This window comes from Streptomyces sp. WAC04114 (assembly GCF_019733245.1).
Lineage (GTDB): Bacteria > Actinomycetota > Actinomycetes > Streptomycetales > Streptomycetaceae > Streptomyces > Streptomyces massasporeus_A.
Map to the genome: position 1 here is coordinate 1 of NZ_JAIGQA010000078.1, position 15,458 is coordinate 15,458.

Here is a 15,458-nt window from a genome sequence, read left to right on the forward strand (position 1 = left end):
TCCCACCCCCACCCCCAGCGCTCCCGCAGACCTTCGTACCCCAAGGAGTCGATCCACCATGGCGAGCGATGCGCCGACCGCCCATGTATCCGATCTCGACTGGCTGATGAGCGGCCTCGTGCAGCGCGTACCGCACACGACCGCCGCGGTGCTGCTGTCCTGCGACGGGCTCGTGAAGTCCGTGCACGGTCTCGACCCGGACAGCGCCGACCACATGGCCGCCCTGGCCTCCGGCCTGTACTCCCTCGGCCGCAGCGCCGGTGTCCGCTTCGGTGACGGCGGCGACGTGCGGCAGGTCGTCGTCGAACTCGCCTCGACCCTGCTGTTCGTCACGACCGCCGGCTCTGGCACCTGCCTGGCCGTGCTGGCCGGCCGGGAGGCCGACGCGGCCGTGCTGGGCTACGAGATGGCGATGCTGGTCAAGAGCGTCCGCCCCTACCTGGTGACCGCTCCCCGGCAGTCCGTCGAATCCCCGGCGATGAGGCCTTGAGCGTGACGGCGGCCGGTGACGGGCCCTGGCTCGACGACGCGGCCGGGCGGCTGGTGCGGCCGTTCACGGTCAGCAACGGCCGCACCCGTCCGACCGTCGCGCTCGACCTCGTCTCGCAGGTGATGGCCACCGGGGCGACCCCCCTCGGCTATCTCGGCCCCGAGCACGCGCAGGCGCTCGAACGATGCCGGGTGCCCGTCGCAGTCGCCGAGGTCGCCGCCCATCTCACGCTGCCGGTGGCCGTCACCAAGGTGCTGCTGGCGGACCTCGTCGACTGCGGGGCGTTGACCACCAAGCCCCCCGCGTTCCACCACAACCCGACGGACCGGGCCCTTCTGGAGGCAGTGCTCGATGGACTACGACGACAGCTCTGACTACACCGACGGGCCGCGCCACGGCGCCGACCCGTTCCCCACCGCGCTGAAGATCCTGGTGGCGGGCGGGTTCGGCGTGGGCAAGACGACCTTCGTCGGCGCGGTCAGCGAGATCGCGCCGCTCAGCACGGAGGAACTGCTCACCACCGTCAGTGCCGCGACCGACAACCTCGACGGCATCGAGAACAAGGTCGAGACGACCGTGGCCATGGACTTCGGCCGCATCACCCTCGACCCGCGACATGTGCTGTACCTGTTCGGCACACCCGGCCAGGAGCGATTCTGGTTCATGTGGGACGAGTTGTGCGAGGGCGCGCTCGGCGCGGTCATCCTCGCCGACACCCGACGACTGCAGGAGTGTTTCGCCGCCGTCGACTTCTTCGAACAGCGCGGCCTCGGCTTCATCATCGCCGTCAACGAGTTCGACGGCGCCTACCGCTACGACCCCGCGGAGGTGCGCGGTGCCCTCGACCTGTCCGACGACGTGCCCGTCGTGTGCTGCGACGCGCGGATCTCCAGCTCCGGGGTCCAGACCCTGCTGACCCTGGTGCGCCACCTCATCGCCCACACCCCGGCCCCCGCGACGGGGTACGGCGCCCACACGTGACCCCCTCACACCCGCCACGGAGGCCGTATATGACGCGAGTTCACAACCCGGGAGCATGCCCATGACCTACGACCCGCCGCGCCCGGCCGGTCGTCTGCTGCTCACACCCGAGGACAAGGAGGCCCCCGCCCGCACCCGCCGACTGCGCAGACTGGGCCTGGGCGAGCGCCCCGAACCCGCACTGGACTCCTTCGCGTACCGCCTCGCCGAGCTCACCGGTGCGCCGTACGCCATGGTCAACCTCCCCGACGAGCAGGGGCAGTTCTACGCGGGCCTGCACGTGCCGGCCGTGGCGCCGGTGGTGCGCAGCGACGGCACCAGCCCGCGCCTCAGCCGTGCCCTGCCCCGCGACCACGGCTTCTGCCCCCATGTGGTGGCGCGCCGCAAGGCCCTCGCCCTGGAGGACGTCGGCGACTATCCGAGGTTCGCGGGTAATCCGGTGGTCGACGAGTTCGGCATCCGCTCCTATCTGGGGGCGCCCCTCATCGACGGCACGGGCCTGGTGCTGGGCACCATCAGCGTCGCGGACGTCGAGCCGCGGCCGTGGGGGAAGCCGGGCCTGACGGCGATCAAGGAGCACGCCGCACAGCTCGTCGTGGAGCTGGAGAGCCGGGACGGCCTGCCGCCCTACTGAAACCCGGGTTTCGCGCGGGCCTGCCGGGGCGTGAAGGAAAGCTGCGGCGGCGCTTAAGAAATCCTCGATGGACCGGCCCGCCCGCCGTACGGCAGATTTCAGTGCGATCCCACTCCTCTCCCGGCCCAGGGGTTCCTTCGGCGTACCCGGAGCCGGGACTCACCCCCAGGAGCCGTAGCGGTGAAGGCGCTGGTCAAGCAGAAGGCGGAACCCGGGCTGTGGCTCGCGGACGTCCCCGAGCCCACCGTCGGGCCCGGCGACGTACTCATCAGGGTGCTGCGCACCGGAATCTGCGGGACCGACCTGCACATCCGCGCCTGGGACGGCTGGGCCCAGCAGGCGATCAGCACCCCGCTCGTGCTCGGACACGAGTTCGTCGGCGAGGTCGTCGGCACCGGGCGGGACGTCACCGACATCTCCGTCGGTGACCGGGTCAGCGGCGAGGGCCATCTGGTGTGCGGCAAGTGCCGCAACTGCCTGGCCGGGCGCCGGCATCTGTGCCGGGCGACCGTGGGACTCGGGGTGGGCCGGGACGGAGCCTTCGCCGAGTACGTCGCCCTGCCCGCCGCCAACGTCTGGGTGCACCGGGTGCCCGTCGACCTCGACGTGGCCGCGATCTTCGACCCGTTCGGCAACGCCGTGCACACCGCGCTGTCCTTCCCGCTCGTCGGCGAGGACGTCCTGATCACCGGCGCGGGACCCATCGGCCTGATGGCGGCCGCCGTGGCCAAGCACGCCGGCGCCCGCAACGTCGTGATCACCGACGTCAGCCCGGAGCGGCTGGAGCTGGCCCGCAAGATCGGTGTCAGCCTCGCCCTCGACGTCTCCGGCTCCACCATCGCCGACGGGCAGCGCACGCTCGGACTGCGCGAGGGCTTCGACATCGGCCTGGAGATGTCCGGCCGCCCCGAGGCGATGCGCGACATGATCGCCAACATGACGCACGGTGGCCGGATCGCGATGCTCGGCCTGCCCGCGCAGGAGTTCCCCGTCGACTGGGCCCGCATCGTCACCTCCATGATCACCATCAAGGGCATCTACGGCCGCGAGATGTTCGAGACCTGGTACGCCATGTCGGTCCTGCTGGAGGCCGGCCTCGACCTCGCGCCCGTCATCACCGGCCGCTACGGCCACCGCGACTTCGAGGCCGCGTTCGAGGACGCGGCGAGCGGCCGCGGCGGCAAGGTCATCCTGGACTGGACCGCGTAACCCCCCTTCTCCGCGAGCACCTTAGGAGCTTTCCCGATGTTCGACTCCGTGCGCGACGACCTGCGCGCCACCCTCGACGAGATCCGCGCCGCCGGCCTGCACAAGCCCGAGCGCGTGATCGGCAGCCCGCAGTCCGCCACCGTGAACGTCACCGCGGGCGGCCGGCCCGGCGAGGTCCTCAACTTCTGCGCCAACAACTACCTCGGCCTCGCCGACCACCCCGAGGTCGTCGCCGCCGCCCACGAGGCCCTGGACCGCTGGGGCTACGGCATGGCCTCCGTCCGCTTCATCTGCGGCACCCAGGAGGTGCACAAGGAGCTGGAGGCGCGCCTGTCCGCCTTCCTCGGCCAGGAGGACACGATCCTCTACTCCTCCTGCTTCGACGCCAACGGCGGCGTGTTCGAGACGCTGCTCGGCCCGGAGGACGCGGTCATCTCCGACGCCCTCAACCACGCCTCCATCATCGACGGCATCCGCCTGTCCAAGGCCCGCCGCCTGCGCTACGCCAACCGTGACCTGGCCGAACTGGAGGCCCGGCTCAAGGAGGCCTCCGATGCGCGCCGCCGTCTGATCGTCACCGACGGCGTCTTCTCCATGGACGGCTACGTCGCCCCGCTGCGCGAGATCTGCGACCTCGCCGACCGCTACGACGCGATGGTCATGGTCGACGACTCCCACGCCGTCGGCTTCGTCGGCCCCGGCGGCCGCGGCACGCCCGAGCTGCACGGCGTCATGGACCGCGTCGACATCATCACCGGCACCCTCGGCAAGGCCCTCGGCGGCGCCTCCGGCGGCTACGTCGCCGCCCGCGCCGAGATCGTCGCCCTGCTGCGCCAGCGCTCCCGGCCGTACCTGTTCTCCAACACCCTCGCCCCGGTCATCGCGGCGGCCTCCCTGAAGGTCCTCGACCTGCTGGAGGCGGCGGACGACCTGCGGGTCCGGCTGGCCGAGAACACGGCCCTGTTCCGTGGGCGGATGACCGAGGAGGGCTTCGACGTCCTCCCCGGCGACCACGCCATCGCCCCGGTGATGATCGGCGACGCGGCGGTCGCCGGCCGGATGGCGGAGCTGCTGCTGGAGCGCGGCGTCTACGTCATCGGCTTCTCCTACCCGGTGGTGCCGCAGGGCCAGGCCCGGATCCGCGTCCAGCTGTCCGCCGCGCACTCCACGGAGGACGTCAACCGCGCGGTCGACGCGTTCGTGGGCGCGCGCGCCGAGCTGGAGGGCTGACCGCCGGCACGGGGCGCATTTGAGACAATCGATCGCATGATCGAAGCGCGGCGGCTCCACATCCTCCGGGCGGTGGCCGACCACCGTACGGTGACGGCGGCTGCCGCCGCGCTGTATCTCACCCCGTCGGCCGTCTCCCAGCAGCTCGCCGCCCTGGAGCAGGAGACCGGCCACCGGCTCGTAGAGCGCGGCGCCAAGGGGGTGCGGCTCACCCCCGCCGGCGAGATCCTGCTCAACCATACCAACGTGGTCCTCGCCCAGCTGGAGAGGGCCGAGGCCGAACTCGCCGCCTACAGCTCGGGAGCGGCCGGCACCGTCACGGTCGCCTCCTTCGCCACCGGCATCGCCCTGGTCGTCGCGCCCGCCGTGGCCGCCCTCGCCCACACGGCGCCCGGGATCCGCATCCGCGTCCAGGACGCCGAGGGCGACGCCAGCCTGCCGATGGTGCTGGACCGGCAGGTCGATGTCGCCGTCGCCGTCGAGTACCGCGGGGCCCCGCCCGCCGACGACCCGAGACTGGCCCACGTACCGCTGTACGCCGAGCCCTTCGACGCGGTCGTCCCGGTCACCCACCGCCTGGCCGATGCGGCCGAGGTGCCCCTCGCCGACCTGGCCAAGGACCCGTGGATCGGCCAGTACCCCGGCAACCCCTGCCACGACGTGGTCATCCTGGCCTGCGAGAACGCCGGTTTCCAGCCCCGCATGGAGCACTCCTCGGACGACTTCCGCGCGGTCGTCGCCCTCGCCTCGGCCGATGCGGGTGTCGCCCTGGTGCCGCGCTCGGCACTGCGCGGCATGGACCTCACCGGGGTGGTTGTACGCCCCGTCGACGGAACGCCCCCGACCCGCCGGGTCTTCGCCGCCGTCCGCAGGGGAGCCGAGGAACACCCCCTGATCAGCCCCGTGCTGGAGGCACTCGGCGCGGCGGCGCGGCTGTGAGCCCCCCCGTAACCCGCCTGTCTCATATCCGGGATAGCGTCCCGGAAATGAGAAGCGACCAGACGGATCCCGTGGACGCCAGGCTGGGTGCGCGCCTGGCCGAGCTGCGGGCCGAACGCGACTGGTCCCTGGGTGAGTTGGCCGACCGCAGCGGGGTGAGCCGGTCCACCCTGTCCCGGGCCGAGCGGGCTGAGATCAGCCCCACGGCCCGCCTCCTGAACCGCCTGTGCGCCGTCTATGGGCGCACCATGTCCCAGCTCCTCAGCGAGGTCGAGGCCGAACCGGAGACCGTCGTCCGCTCCACCGCCCAGCCCGTGTGGCAGGACCGCGCCTCCGGCTTCGTACGCCGGTCCGTGTCGCCCCCGCACACCGCCCTGCGCGGCGAGCTGGTCGAGGCCCGCCTCGCACCCGGCGCCGACCTGGCCTACGACCGGCCGCCCGTGGCCGGACTGGAGCAGCACATCTGGATCCTGGAAGGCGCCCTGGAGGTGACTGCGCAGGACACCGAACACCGTTTGGACGCCGGTGACTGCCTGCGGATGCGGGTGTGGGGCCCGACCCGGTTCCGGTGCGCGGATCCCGGGGGCGTCCGCTACCTGCTGGCGGTGGTGCGGCCGTGAACCGACTGGACGAGGTTCAACTGCTGCGAAGGGCAGGGGAGTTGGCGGATCTGCTGACGGGCACCGTGAACGGGGGTGCCTCCGTCGGCTTCCTCGCCCCGCTCGCCCGGGCGGAGGCCCTGGCCTGGTGGGAGGGCCGGGCCGCCGACGTCGCCGCGGGCCGGCTCGCCGTATGGGCGGCGTGCGACGGGGAGCGGGTGCTCGGCACCGTCGGCCTGGCCTTTGCCGACAAGGCCAACAGCCGTCACCGCGCCGAGCTCGTGAAACTGATGGTGCACCCGGACGCCCGTGGGCGCGGCCTCGGCCGCAGGCTCCTGGCCACGGCTCAGGCCGCGGCCGAGGCGGCCGGCATCACCCTCCTGCACCTGGACACCGAGACCGGCAGCCCCGCCGAACAGCTGTACCGGTCCAGCGGCTGGACCCCCATCGGTGCCATCCCGGACTACGCGGCCGACCCCGGCGGGGTGCTGCGGCCGACGACGATCTACTACAAGCGCGTACCGGAAACCGCTCCCACCAGGTGATTGTCGGTGGGAGCCGATACGGTGCCTGCCATGCCGGATGCCGAAGACGTACGACGGATCGCCTTGTCCCTGCCGGACACGACGGAGAAGATCGCCTGGAGCATGCCCACGTTCCGGGTCGCGGGAAAGATGTTCGCCACGCTGCCGGAGGACGAGACCTCCATCGCCGTGCGCTGCCCCAAGGAGGAGCGCAACGAACTGGTGCTCGCCGAGCCGGGGAAGTTCTGGATCGCCGACCACGAGTCCCAGTTCGCCTGGGTGCGGGCCCGGCTCGACGCCATCGAGGACGAGGGCGAGCTGCGGGACATCCTCGCCGACTCCTGGCGCCAGGCGGCCCCGACCCGGCTCCTGGAGGCCCACCCCGGGCTCGGCCTGCCCGCGCAGTGACGCCCTCCCGGCCTCAGACCCGGACCGCCGCCCCGAGGAATCCCGAGATGCGTTCCCGCAGCGACCGGGCGTCGAGACCGTGGGCGGCGACATGCTCCTCCACCCGCCCGTACCGCCGCAGTTCGCGACGGCCCACGCCCAGCCCGAGGACCCGGTGCGGCACATCCGACAGCGCGTCGTTCGCGGCGGCCGTCGACGTGCCCGCCAGGTAGGGCTCGACGAGGACGACGTCCGTCGCGGCCGTCTCGGTGGCCCGGCGCAGGGCGGCGCCGTCGAAGGGGCGGACGGTGGTCGCGTACAGGACGGTGACGTCCAGCCCCTCGGTGGCGGCGAGTACGGCGTCGAGCATCGGCCCGACGGCGACGACCACGCCGGAGCGGCCCTCGCGGACCGTGAGGAAGCGCTCCCCGTCGACCGGCAGCGCCTGCCCGTTGGCCTGGACGGACAGCCGTACGTACACCTTGTCGTCGCCCGCGGCGACCGCGTGCCGCAGCAGCGTCTCGGCCTCGTCCGGGTGCCCCGGCACATGGACGGTCCAGCCGTCCAGCGTGTCCAGCACCGCCACGTCGCCCGGCGCCATGTGCGTGTAGCCGCCGGCCGGCCAGTCGAAGGAGGCGGCGGCGCTGACCAGCACCGCGCCCGCTTCCTGGTGCCCGAGGTCCAGCTTCACCTGCTCGAAGGGCCGCTCCACGAGGAAGCTGGCGAAGGTGTGCACGACGGGCCGTAGTCCGGTCAGCGCCAGCCCCGCCGCCGCCCCGATCAGGAGCTGCTCCCGGATGCCGACGTCGACGACCCGACCGGGATGGCGGCGGGCGGCCCCGGCGAAACCGTCCGTGCCGATCGCGGCGAGGACCACCGCCACTCGGGGATCCTCGTCGAGCAGCCGGGAGACGACAGGGGCGAAACGGTCACGCATGGTGTCCATGGAAAGGAGACTCCTCGGTCTCGGTGTCGGAAGATCAGGCGGACTTCGGCTCGACCCGGGCCACGACCACGTGCGGGCGGCCCGGGTGCGGCGCGGTGAAGGCGGCGTACAGAGCCTCGTGATCACGGCCGTCGACGGTGAGCGCGGACCAGCCCGCCGCCTCGAAACGGGCGGCGATCCCGCCGGGACGGGCGTACGTGGCGGAGGAGTTGTCGACGACGACGGTGTGCAGCCGGTCGAGCCCGGCGGGCCCTGCGAAGGCGATCGCCTCGTGGTTGCTGCCCTCGTCCAGCTCGGCGTCCCCGATCAGCGTCCACACCCGCGGTTCGTCGAGTCCCTGGGCGCGCAGCCCCAGTGCCGTACCGACGGCGATCGGCAGCCCGTGCCCCAGCGATCCGCTGCCAATCTCGGCCCCCGGCACGAGCGTCCGGTCGGGATGGTGGCCGAGCGGGGAGTCGTACGAGCCGAAGCCCGGCAGCCACTCCACCGGCAGGAACCCCTTGGCGGCCAGCACGGCGTAGTACGCCATCGGCCCGTGCCCCTTCGACAGCAGGAACCGGTCCCGCCCCGGGTCGTCCCTGCCCTGCGGGCTCACCCGCAGCACCCGGTCGTACAGCACCCACAGCACGTCCAGCGTGGACGTCGCGGCCGGGCCGTGCTTCTCGTCGCCGGTCATCAGGCCCATCAGGCCCGCCAGGTCGGCATACGTGTATGCGTACGTCTGCGTCGCGTCGGTCATGACGACGAGCGTGCAACCTCAACCAAACTTGAGGTCAAGCGGCTCCCGCCCGGAAACGAATGCGCGATCACCGGTGCGAGTGCGGTATTGTTTCCCTGCGCGTTTCGGCCGGGGGAACTCCCAGGTCAGACGGGCAACGGGACGTGGCGCAGCTTGGTAGCGCACTTGACTGGGGGTCAAGGGGTCGCAGGTTCAAATCCTGTCGTCCCGACTGTGAGGCAGTCACTCAGAGGCCGTATCGGATTCCACGGATACGGCCTCTTGATCATTTCTGCGGACGGGGAGTGCCGGCCTGCGGTCGCTGGTGGCGATCCTGCTCGCCATCTCGGCGAGCTGTCTGCACGCCTGGGCGATCTCCCGCTCGGTCTGGGCCCGTTCCCCCACGGCCGCCCCGAGCAGGAGCGCGGTCAGCGAGGCGGAGGCGTTGAACGCCTGCAGGGTGATCATGTTGGTGAACAGGTCGTGGCCGGCGAACGGGCCGGATTTCTGCCCGGCCGAGACGACCGCGAAGACCGACACCGCGAGGGCGCAGGGCGCGGCCCCGGGCAGCCGGAAGCGGAAGCCGGCCCAGATCAGCAGCGGGAATCCGAGGAACAGCAGCGGTGTCTCGCTGGTCTCGACGAAGCCGACGCAGGCCGTGGCCGCCACCAGCAGGATCCCCTCCGCCCACCGGGCCGGTGAGACGCCCCGCGGCCAGTGGGCCGAGCGGAGCAGGAGCAGCACGGGGGTGACCGTCAGGACACCCATCGCATCACCGGTCCACCAGACCGACCAGGTCGACGCGAAGTCGCCGGCGTCCAGCACACCGGTCAGGGCCAGCGTCCCGCTGCCGACCGTGGCGCTGACCAGCATCCCGGTGAAGGCCCCGAGGAAGATCAGGGCCAGCGCGTCCCGCAGCCGGTCCAGTTCGTTGTGGAACCCGGCACGGCGGAGCAGGACGTATGAACAGACCGGCGCGAGCGTGTTGCCCGCGGCGATGGCGAGAACGGCCGGCACCGACGGCCCCAGCGTGACGTTGACCAGGAACGCGCCGAGCGCGATCCCGGGCCAGACCCGCGGTCCGAGCAGGAGCAGGCTCGCCAGCGCGATGCCGCTCGGCGGCCACAGTGGCGTGACCTGATTCCGCACCAGCTGCTGGAGCAACCCGAGTTCGGCCGCGCCGTAGTAGAGCCCGGCGACGGCGCAGATCTCCAGGGCGACCCGGACCCGGCGCCGGGGCCGTGCCTGCCGCGCGACCGTCATCGGCGCCTCCGCATCGACATCCCCCGACCATCATCCGCCGGATTCCCCGGATCCTCCACAAGGCCGCTGAGCTGGATGTTCGGCTCTCACCGATGCCCGGGCGCCCGGGCGTCAAGCCGCCGGAGTCCGCAGGGCGAGGAGGGCGATGTCGTCGTGACCGTCGCTGGGATGGTCATCGGCCAGCGCGCACACGAAGTCCCGCAAGGGCAGGGCGGCGTGGACCGCGGCGAGATCGGCCAGCTCGTCCAGGCTCCGGTCGATGGGGTGGCGGGGGTGCTCGATCAGGCCGTCGGTGAAGAAGACCAGGGTGGTGCCGGGGGGAAGGAAGCGGGAGTGGTCGGGGCGGGGCTCCTCGGGATCGACCCCGAGCGGCAGTCCGGGCTCGGCGGTCAGGATCTCGACCCGGCGCTCCGGAGTGATCAGCAGGGGTGGGACATGCCCCGCGGTGCTCCAGCGCAGGCGCCAGCCGGGTCCGTCCGGTTCGATGCGGGCCAGAGCGGTGGTCGTGACGGGATTGGGCGTGACCGCCTGGAGCGTGCGGTCGAGCCGGGTCAGGACCGCGCCCGGTGAACTGTCCCGGTCGAAGAGCAGGGCGCGCAGCATGTTGCGGGTGGAGGCCATCGCCGCCGCGGCGTGCAGGTCGTGTCCGACCACGTCACCGATGACGACCGCCACCACGTCGTCGGGCAGCGGGATCGCGTCGTACCAGTCCCCGCCGAGTCTGCTGGGCTCGGCGGCCGGCCGGTAGACGGCCGCGGCGGTGAACGGCCGCAGGTCGGGCAGCGTCGGCAGCAGCAGCCGCTGGAACTGCTCGGCCCCCACGCGCACCCGTTCGAACAGGCGGACATTCTCGATCGCGATGCCGGCGGCGCTGGCCAGGGCCGTTACGACGTTCTCGTCGTGGACGTCGAAGGGCTGCCCGTCGCGCCGCTCGGAGAGGTACAGATCGCCGTAGATCTCGCCGCGGACGGCGATGGCGACGCCGAGCAGGCTCCGCAGGTGCGGATGGCCGGGCGGGAAGCCGACGGAGGCGGCATGGGCCGGGATGTCGCCGATCCGCAGGGGCTCGGGGTGGCTGATCAGATGACCGAGGACGCCCCGGCCGGTCGGCAGACCGGTCTCGGCCAGGTCGGCGCGTTCCCCCACGGAGAGGCCGGCGGTGATGAACTCCTCCAGGTGCTCACCGGTGTCGTTGAGCACGCCGAGAGCGCCGTAACGGGCGCCGACCAGGTCCATGGCCGTGGTCACGATGCGGTGCAGTACCGCGGGGAGCTCCACCTCGCGGCTGATGGCCACCACGGCGTCCAGCAGGCCCTGCATCCGGTCCATCGCGTCCAGCAGGGCGCGCAGCTGCTCGTCGATCCGGCTCAGCTCCGTGCGCAGGCGCACATGCAGGTCGGGCAGGTGTGGCTGCCCGGGAAACGGGTTCTGCTCCGCGGCCATCACGAGCACCTCCTGGCCGGAGGTCGGTCACGGACAAGAGCTTAGGCCTCAGATCGCGCAGCCCGCATGCGCCAGCGCCTGCTTCAGCAGCACCCCGTGCCCGCCCGGCATCTCGCTCTGCATCGCCTCCGAGACGGCGTCCTGGGGGCTGAACCACACCAGGTCGAGCGCGTCCTGCCGGGGCCGGCAGTCACCCGACACCGGCACGATGTAGGCCAGGGACACCGCGTGCTGGCGCGGGTCGTGGTAGGGCGTGATGCCCTGCGTCGGGAAGTACTCCGCGACCGTGAACGGCTGGAGCGACGCCGGGACGCGGGGGAGCGCGACCGGGCCGAGGTCCTTCTCCAGGTGGCGCAGCAGGGCGTCGCGGACGCGCTCGTGGTGCAGCACGCGGCCGGAGACCAGCGTCCGGCTGACCGTACCGTCGGGGCCGATGCGCAGCAGCAGGCCGACGCTGGTCACCTCGCCGCTGTCGTCGACGCGGACCGGGACGGCCTCGACGTAGAGGATCGGCATGCGGGCGCGTGTCATCTCCAGCTCGTCGGAGGACAGCCAGCCGGGCGTGGTTTCGGTCATGTCAGACATTGCTTGATCATACTTTCAGCCGTTCGGACTTCCTGGGTAGCCGCTCGAGGAGAACTGTGACCGGCCACACGCCTGTTCAATCGTCCTCCGGCCCGTGATCCCGTAGCCGGTAGATGCGCAGGGCGTTGTCCCGCCCGGTCCACCGCGCGATCCGCAGCGCGTCCGGCAGGGACAGCTCGTCGGCGTCCACGCGCCCCTGGAGCAGTTCCGCGAGCCCTTGCCGGAAGGCGAGCGCCCCGAGGTGGTAGAACTCGGCCACACCATAGGCGTCCGAGCTGTACAGCAGTTTGCGGAACGGTGTGATCTCCAGGGCCTCCGCGAGGACCGCACCCGCCCGGGCGGGGCCGACGTGGTGGAGGGTGAGTCCGACGTCGAGGTACACCTGCTCGAAGACCGCGGCGAGGTAGGCCGCCTGTCGCTGGTAGGGCCAGCAGTGCAGGAGCAGGACGGGGATCCTCCCGGCGGTGAGGTGCAGCCAGTCTGTGAGGTGGCTGGGGTCCACCCCGTGCAGCCGGATGTCGTTGTCGCCGAACCCGGTGTGCAGCTGGAGCGGCAGACCGAGGTCGACGGCGGTCCACAGCAGGTGCCGTACGAGGACCGGGTCGTCGAGGCGTCCACCCCGGGAGAGCCAGCCCCGGGCCGCTTCGGTGACCTCATCCTCCGAGGGGCGGGCCGGGTCCAGGTCGAAGCCGGTGCGGTAGGCCGCCACCGACTTGACGGCGACCACGCCCGGCCGCCGCACCGCCTCCAGCGCGGCAGCGTGGAAGGCATCCGCGTACGCGTCCGGTTCGACGCCCGCTGCCTGCACCGACTCCGCGACGCCCTCCAGCCGCACGACCTCGTACGAGGTCCCGCCCGCGGCCTCGGCGATCTCCCGCGGCGTGGTGAGGGGGTGGGGGGCGTAGCCGGTGTCGACGCAGAAGACGTCCGTGCCCGCGGCGCGCAGGAAGCGGCGCTGTACCTCGCGCCGGCCGAGTTCCGAGCGGCGAGCGAGGTACTCCCCGGCCGGCGCGTGCCGGGGCAGGTCGAGCAGGGGAGCGCAGTGGCGGCGCACGGCCACGCCCACCGGGGTGTCGAAGGGCGACATCCCCGGCCACGCCTCACCCTCGGTGAGGAGGGACTCGAAGGCGTCCCGGCCGAGGTCGGCCGTGACGGTGCCGTGGCAGTGGTGGTCGACCAGCCGTACGGAGTCGAGCGCCTCACGGACCGCGCTCACGTCAGTACACCCAGCGGTACGCCGCCGCCACCTGGTCGTCGTCCAGCCCGGCGACGGACGCCTGCTCGCCCTGCCGTACGGCGATGACCGCGTCGGCCAGGACCGGGCCGAGGGCCGTCCGCAGGGCCTCGTCGTCGCGGAAGGCCTCGACGGCCCGCTCCAGGGAGTCCGGCAGCCGGCGCACGCCCCGGGCCGCCGCTTCCGCCTCGCCCAGGTGGGCCGGGTCGCCGGTGGTCTCCTCGGGCAGAGGGGCGGACGACGTCAGGCCGTCCAGCCCGGCGGCGATCAGGGAGCCGATCGCGAGGTAGGGGTTGGCGGCCAGGTCGACGGGCTTGATCTCCAGGTTGGCGGCCCGGTCGCGCAGCCCCGCGGTGCCGGTGACGACCCGCAGCGCGGTCTCCCGGGTCTCGCGGCCCCAGGCCGTGAACACCCCGGCCCACTGGGAGGGCCTGAGTCGCAGATGGCTGGCGGGGCTCGGGGCGGTGACGGCCGTGAGGGCGGGCAGGTGGGCGAGGATCCCGGCCGTGAAGGACTCCGCCTCCGCCGTCATGCCGTATCGGCCCGCGCCCCCGGCGTGGAGGTTCGCCCCGTCGCGCCAGGCGGACAGGTGCACGTGCCCGCCGTTGCCGACACCCCGGCCCACGACGGCCGGGGCGAACGAGACCCGCAGTGCGTGCCGCTGGGCCACCGCACGGACGGTCTGCCGGACCAGGACACTGCGGTCGGCCGCCGCCACCGGATCGACGGCACCCACCGAGATCTCGAACTGCCCGGCCGCGTACTCGGGATGGACCTGCTCGACGTCGACGCCCTGGGCCGCGCACGCCGCCAGCAGGTCGGCGGTGTAGTCCCCGAGCTCGACCTGACGGGTCGCCCCGTACGCCGGTCCGGTCGTCGCGGGCACGAACGCGTCACCGGGCGCGTCCCCCCGGGCCACGGTCCACTCGATCTCGATGGCGGCCCTGAAGGTGAGGCCGTGCCGCTCGGCCGCCTCGGTGACGATCCGGCGCAGGAACGTGCGGGTGCAGCCGGGATGCCGCTCCCCGTCCTGCGTGACGCGGTCCACCGGCGCCCAGGCCCAGCCGGGCTGCCCGGCCAGGACGACCAGCCGGTCGAGGTCCGGATAGAGGCGCAGGTCGCCGTCGGGCGAGCCGAGGACGTCGGTGGTGACGATGGAGTCGTTCGCCAGGAACGTGTCGAACACCGGTGACATGCCGACGCCCCAGGCGGCCGCGGCGGCGAGCCGGGCCGTCGGGACGGTCTTCACCCGGCCGATGCCCGCGGTGTCGACGTAGGCCAGCACCACGCCGTGCACACCCCGCCCGGCGAGTTCGCCGCTCAGCGCGGTGGCCCGCTCCACGTCGCCGGGGCGGCCGCCGGGCACGGGATCGGCCAGGGTGGTCATACGTCCTCCGCGGTTCTGCGTGGGCTGCGACGGGGGCGGCGCCGTCAGGGCTTCACGGCCACCGCGCCGTACTGCGGTACCAGCACCGCCGAACCGGGCTCGGCGCGCCACTGCCCGCACGACACCATGCCCGGCTCGAGCACCTCGAGGCCCTCGAAGAACGCGGCGATGTCGGCGCCGCTGCGGGCCGTGATCGGGGGAGTGGCGTTCTCGTTCCAGAACTTCATGGCCGGGATCTGCCCCGCGCCGCCGAGCTCGTCGTCGAACGTCGGGTGGGTGAGGACCAGGAAGCTGCCGGACGGTGCCGCGGCCATCATCCGGCGCACGATGTCCCGGGCCTTGTCGACGTCCAGGACGAAGTTGAGGATGCCCAGCATCATCACGGCGACGGGCCGCGTGAAGTCGAGGGTGTGCCCGGCGCGTTCGAGGATGGCGTCCGGGTCGTGCACATCGGCGTCGATGTTGGCGGTGACGCCGTCATGGGTGCCGGTGAGCAGGGTGCGGGCGTGCACCAGCACGATCGGGTCGTTGTCGACGTAGACGATGCGCGAGTCGGGCGCGATCCGCTGGGCGATCTCGTGGGTGTTGTCCGCCGTCGGCAGTCCCGTGCCGATGTCGAGGAACTGCCGCACCCCGCGCTCACCGGCGAGGAACGACACGGCCCGGCCGAGGAAGTCCCGGTCCGCGCGGGCGATGTCCCGGATGATCGGGAACATGCCGGCGACGTGCTCGCCGACCTGCTGGTCGACCTCGTAGTTGTCCTTGCCGCCGATCCAGTAGTTCCACACGCGCGCGTTGTGAGCCACACCGGTGTTCAGCCTCGCCGACCCTCCCGAAGGGGTGTGGCCATCACTCACGACTCGTCCTCTCCTCGCCCGCACGACCGAGG

Annotated in this window: 18 protein-coding genes and 1 tRNA gene; 11 read left to right on the forward strand and 8 right to left on the reverse strand. The window is 72.4% G+C overall.

The features are described 5' to 3' along the window. Positions 1 to 58: 58 nt before the first annotated feature. The 10 genes from K4G64_RS20720 (at position 59) to K4G64_RS20765 (ending at position 7,014) form a co-directional block, all read left to right on the forward strand. Positions 59 to 490: a roadblock/LC7 domain-containing protein gene (locus tag K4G64_RS20720; RefSeq protein ID WP_030840841.1), complete on the forward strand. Its 432-nt coding sequence runs from the start codon at positions 59 to 61 to the stop codon at positions 488 to 490. Between the two features lie 2 nt (positions 491 to 492). Next, complete coding sequence (locus K4G64_RS20725) at positions 493 to 864, forward strand: DUF742 domain-containing protein (protein ID WP_142166483.1); 372 nt, start codon at positions 493 to 495, stop codon at positions 862 to 864. Then, a complete protein-coding gene (locus K4G64_RS20730) occupies positions 842 to 1,471 on the forward strand; it encodes an ATP/GTP-binding protein (protein ID WP_221757515.1) in 630 nt (209 codons plus the stop codon). The genes K4G64_RS20725 and K4G64_RS20730 overlap by 23 nt, the downstream gene beginning before the upstream one ends. 61 nt (positions 1,472 to 1,532) lie before the next feature. Next, complete coding sequence (locus tag K4G64_RS20735) at positions 1,533 to 2,105, forward strand: GAF domain-containing protein (protein WP_031107812.1); 573 nt, start codon at positions 1,533 to 1,535, stop codon at positions 2,103 to 2,105. Positions 2,106 to 2,285: 180 nt separating this feature from the next. Beyond that, positions 2,286 to 3,314, forward strand: a complete 1,029-nt coding sequence (gene tdh, locus K4G64_RS20740; RefSeq protein ID WP_221757516.1) for an L-threonine 3-dehydrogenase — start codon at positions 2,286 to 2,288, stop codon at positions 3,312 to 3,314. 36 nt (positions 3,315 to 3,350) lie between these two features. Next, positions 3,351 to 4,544: a glycine C-acetyltransferase gene (locus K4G64_RS20745; protein ID WP_221757517.1), complete on the forward strand. Its 1,194-nt coding sequence runs from the start codon at positions 3,351 to 3,353 to the stop codon at positions 4,542 to 4,544. Between the two features lie 36 nt (positions 4,545 to 4,580). Continuing rightward, positions 4,581 to 5,483: a LysR family transcriptional regulator gene (locus K4G64_RS20750; protein ID WP_221757518.1), complete on the forward strand. Its 903-nt coding sequence runs from the start codon at positions 4,581 to 4,583 to the stop codon at positions 5,481 to 5,483. 47 nt (positions 5,484 to 5,530) lie between these two features. Then, entirely contained in the window at positions 5,531 to 6,103 is a 573-nt protein-coding gene (locus K4G64_RS20755) for a helix-turn-helix domain-containing protein (protein ID WP_221757519.1), read from the forward strand. Further along, on the forward strand, positions 6,100 to 6,627 hold the full coding sequence (locus K4G64_RS20760; protein ID WP_221757520.1) for a GNAT family N-acetyltransferase: 528 nt from the start codon (positions 6,100 to 6,102) through the stop codon (positions 6,625 to 6,627). The genes K4G64_RS20755 and K4G64_RS20760 overlap by 4 nt, the downstream gene beginning before the upstream one ends. 30 nt (positions 6,628 to 6,657) lie before the next feature. Next, entirely contained in the window at positions 6,658 to 7,014 is a 357-nt protein-coding gene (locus K4G64_RS20765) for an MmcQ/YjbR family DNA-binding protein (protein WP_221757521.1), read from the forward strand. Positions 7,015 to 7,027: 13 nt separating this feature from the next. Here K4G64_RS20765 and K4G64_RS20770 read toward each other — a convergent pair whose 3' ends face one another. Both K4G64_RS20770 and K4G64_RS20775 read right to left on the reverse strand, forming a co-directional pair. After that, on the reverse strand, positions 7,028 to 7,939 hold the full coding sequence (locus K4G64_RS20770) for a transketolase family protein (RefSeq protein ID WP_221757522.1): 912 nt from the start codon (positions 7,937 to 7,939) through the stop codon (positions 7,028 to 7,030). A 34-nt stretch (positions 7,940 to 7,973) separates the two neighbouring features. Beyond that, the gene (locus tag K4G64_RS20775) at positions 7,974 to 8,678 is read right to left on the reverse strand and encodes a transketolase (protein WP_221757523.1); all 705 of its coding nucleotides are present in this window, start codon (positions 8,676 to 8,678) and stop codon (positions 7,974 to 7,976) included. A 137-nt stretch (positions 8,679 to 8,815) separates the two neighbouring features. On the opposite strand from K4G64_RS20775, the gene K4G64_RS20780 reads away from it, so the two are divergent. Further along, positions 8,816 to 8,889, forward strand: a tRNA-Pro gene (locus tag K4G64_RS20780). Between the two features lie 11 nt (positions 8,890 to 8,900). On the opposite strand, the gene K4G64_RS20785 is transcribed toward K4G64_RS20780, so the two are convergent. The 6 genes from K4G64_RS20785 to K4G64_RS20810 form a co-directional block, all read right to left on the reverse strand. Continuing rightward, positions 8,901 to 9,920 (reverse strand): MASE1 domain-containing protein, encoded by a 1,020-nt coding sequence (locus tag K4G64_RS20785; RefSeq protein ID WP_221757524.1) that lies wholly within the window; start codon positions 9,918 to 9,920, stop codon positions 8,901 to 8,903. 111 nt (positions 9,921 to 10,031) lie between these two features. Further along, positions 10,032 to 11,363: a PP2C family protein-serine/threonine phosphatase gene (locus K4G64_RS20790; RefSeq protein WP_221757525.1), complete on the reverse strand. Its 1,332-nt coding sequence runs from the start codon at positions 11,361 to 11,363 to the stop codon at positions 10,032 to 10,034. A gap of 48 nt (positions 11,364 to 11,411) precedes the next feature. Further along, a complete protein-coding gene (locus K4G64_RS20795) occupies positions 11,412 to 11,948 on the reverse strand; it encodes an NUDIX hydrolase family protein (RefSeq protein WP_190903650.1) in 537 nt (178 codons plus the stop codon). Positions 11,949 to 12,024: 76 nt separating this feature from the next. After that, positions 12,025 to 13,164: an amidohydrolase family protein gene (locus tag K4G64_RS20800; RefSeq protein WP_221757526.1), complete on the reverse strand. Its 1,140-nt coding sequence runs from the start codon at positions 13,162 to 13,164 to the stop codon at positions 12,025 to 12,027. Between the two features lies 1 nt (position 13,165). Continuing rightward, complete coding sequence (locus K4G64_RS20805) at positions 13,166 to 14,569, reverse strand: glutamine synthetase family protein (RefSeq protein ID WP_221757527.1); 1,404 nt, start codon at positions 14,567 to 14,569, stop codon at positions 13,166 to 13,168. Positions 14,570 to 14,613: 44 nt separating this feature from the next. Next, a complete protein-coding gene (locus K4G64_RS20810; protein WP_221757528.1) occupies positions 14,614 to 15,426 on the reverse strand; it encodes an SAM-dependent methyltransferase in 813 nt (270 codons plus the stop codon). Positions 15,427 to 15,458: the final 32 nt, after the last annotated feature.

Coding starts and splice junctions, on each gene's coding strand:
- K4G64_RS20770 (WP_221757522.1), bottom strand. CDS start 7,939: ATGGACACCATGCGTGACCGTTTCGCCCCTGTCGTCTCCCGGCTGCTC.
- K4G64_RS20745 (WP_221757517.1), top strand. CDS start 3,351: ATGTTCGACTCCGTGCGCGACGACCTGCGCGCCACCCTCGACGAGATC.
- K4G64_RS20765 (WP_221757521.1), top strand. CDS start 6,658: ATGCCGGATGCCGAAGACGTACGACGGATCGCCTTGTCCCTGCCGGAC.
- K4G64_RS20805 (WP_221757527.1), bottom strand. CDS start 14,569: ATGACCACCCTGGCCGATCCCGTGCCCGGCGGCCGCCCCGGCGACGTG.
- K4G64_RS20790 (WP_221757525.1), bottom strand. CDS start 11,363: ATGGCCGCGGAGCAGAACCCGTTTCCCGGGCAGCCACACCTGCCCGAC.
- K4G64_RS20735 (WP_031107812.1), top strand. CDS start 1,533: ATGACCTACGACCCGCCGCGCCCGGCCGGTCGTCTGCTGCTCACACCC.
- K4G64_RS20730 (WP_221757515.1), top strand. CDS start 842: ATGGACTACGACGACAGCTCTGACTACACCGACGGGCCGCGCCACGGC.
- K4G64_RS20795 (WP_190903650.1), bottom strand. CDS start 11,948: ATGTCTGACATGACCGAAACCACGCCCGGCTGGCTGTCCTCCGACGAG.
- K4G64_RS20750 (WP_221757518.1), top strand. CDS start 4,581: ATGATCGAAGCGCGGCGGCTCCACATCCTCCGGGCGGTGGCCGACCAC.
- K4G64_RS20775 (WP_221757523.1), bottom strand. CDS start 8,678: ATGACCGACGCGACGCAGACGTACGCATACACGTATGCCGACCTGGCG.
- K4G64_RS20755 (WP_221757519.1), top strand. CDS start 5,531: ATGAGAAGCGACCAGACGGATCCCGTGGACGCCAGGCTGGGTGCGCGC.
- K4G64_RS20785 (WP_221757524.1), bottom strand. CDS start 9,920: ATGACGGTCGCGCGGCAGGCACGGCCCCGGCGCCGGGTCCGGGTCGCC.
- K4G64_RS20720 (WP_030840841.1), top strand. CDS start 59: ATGGCGAGCGATGCGCCGACCGCCCATGTATCCGATCTCGACTGGCTG.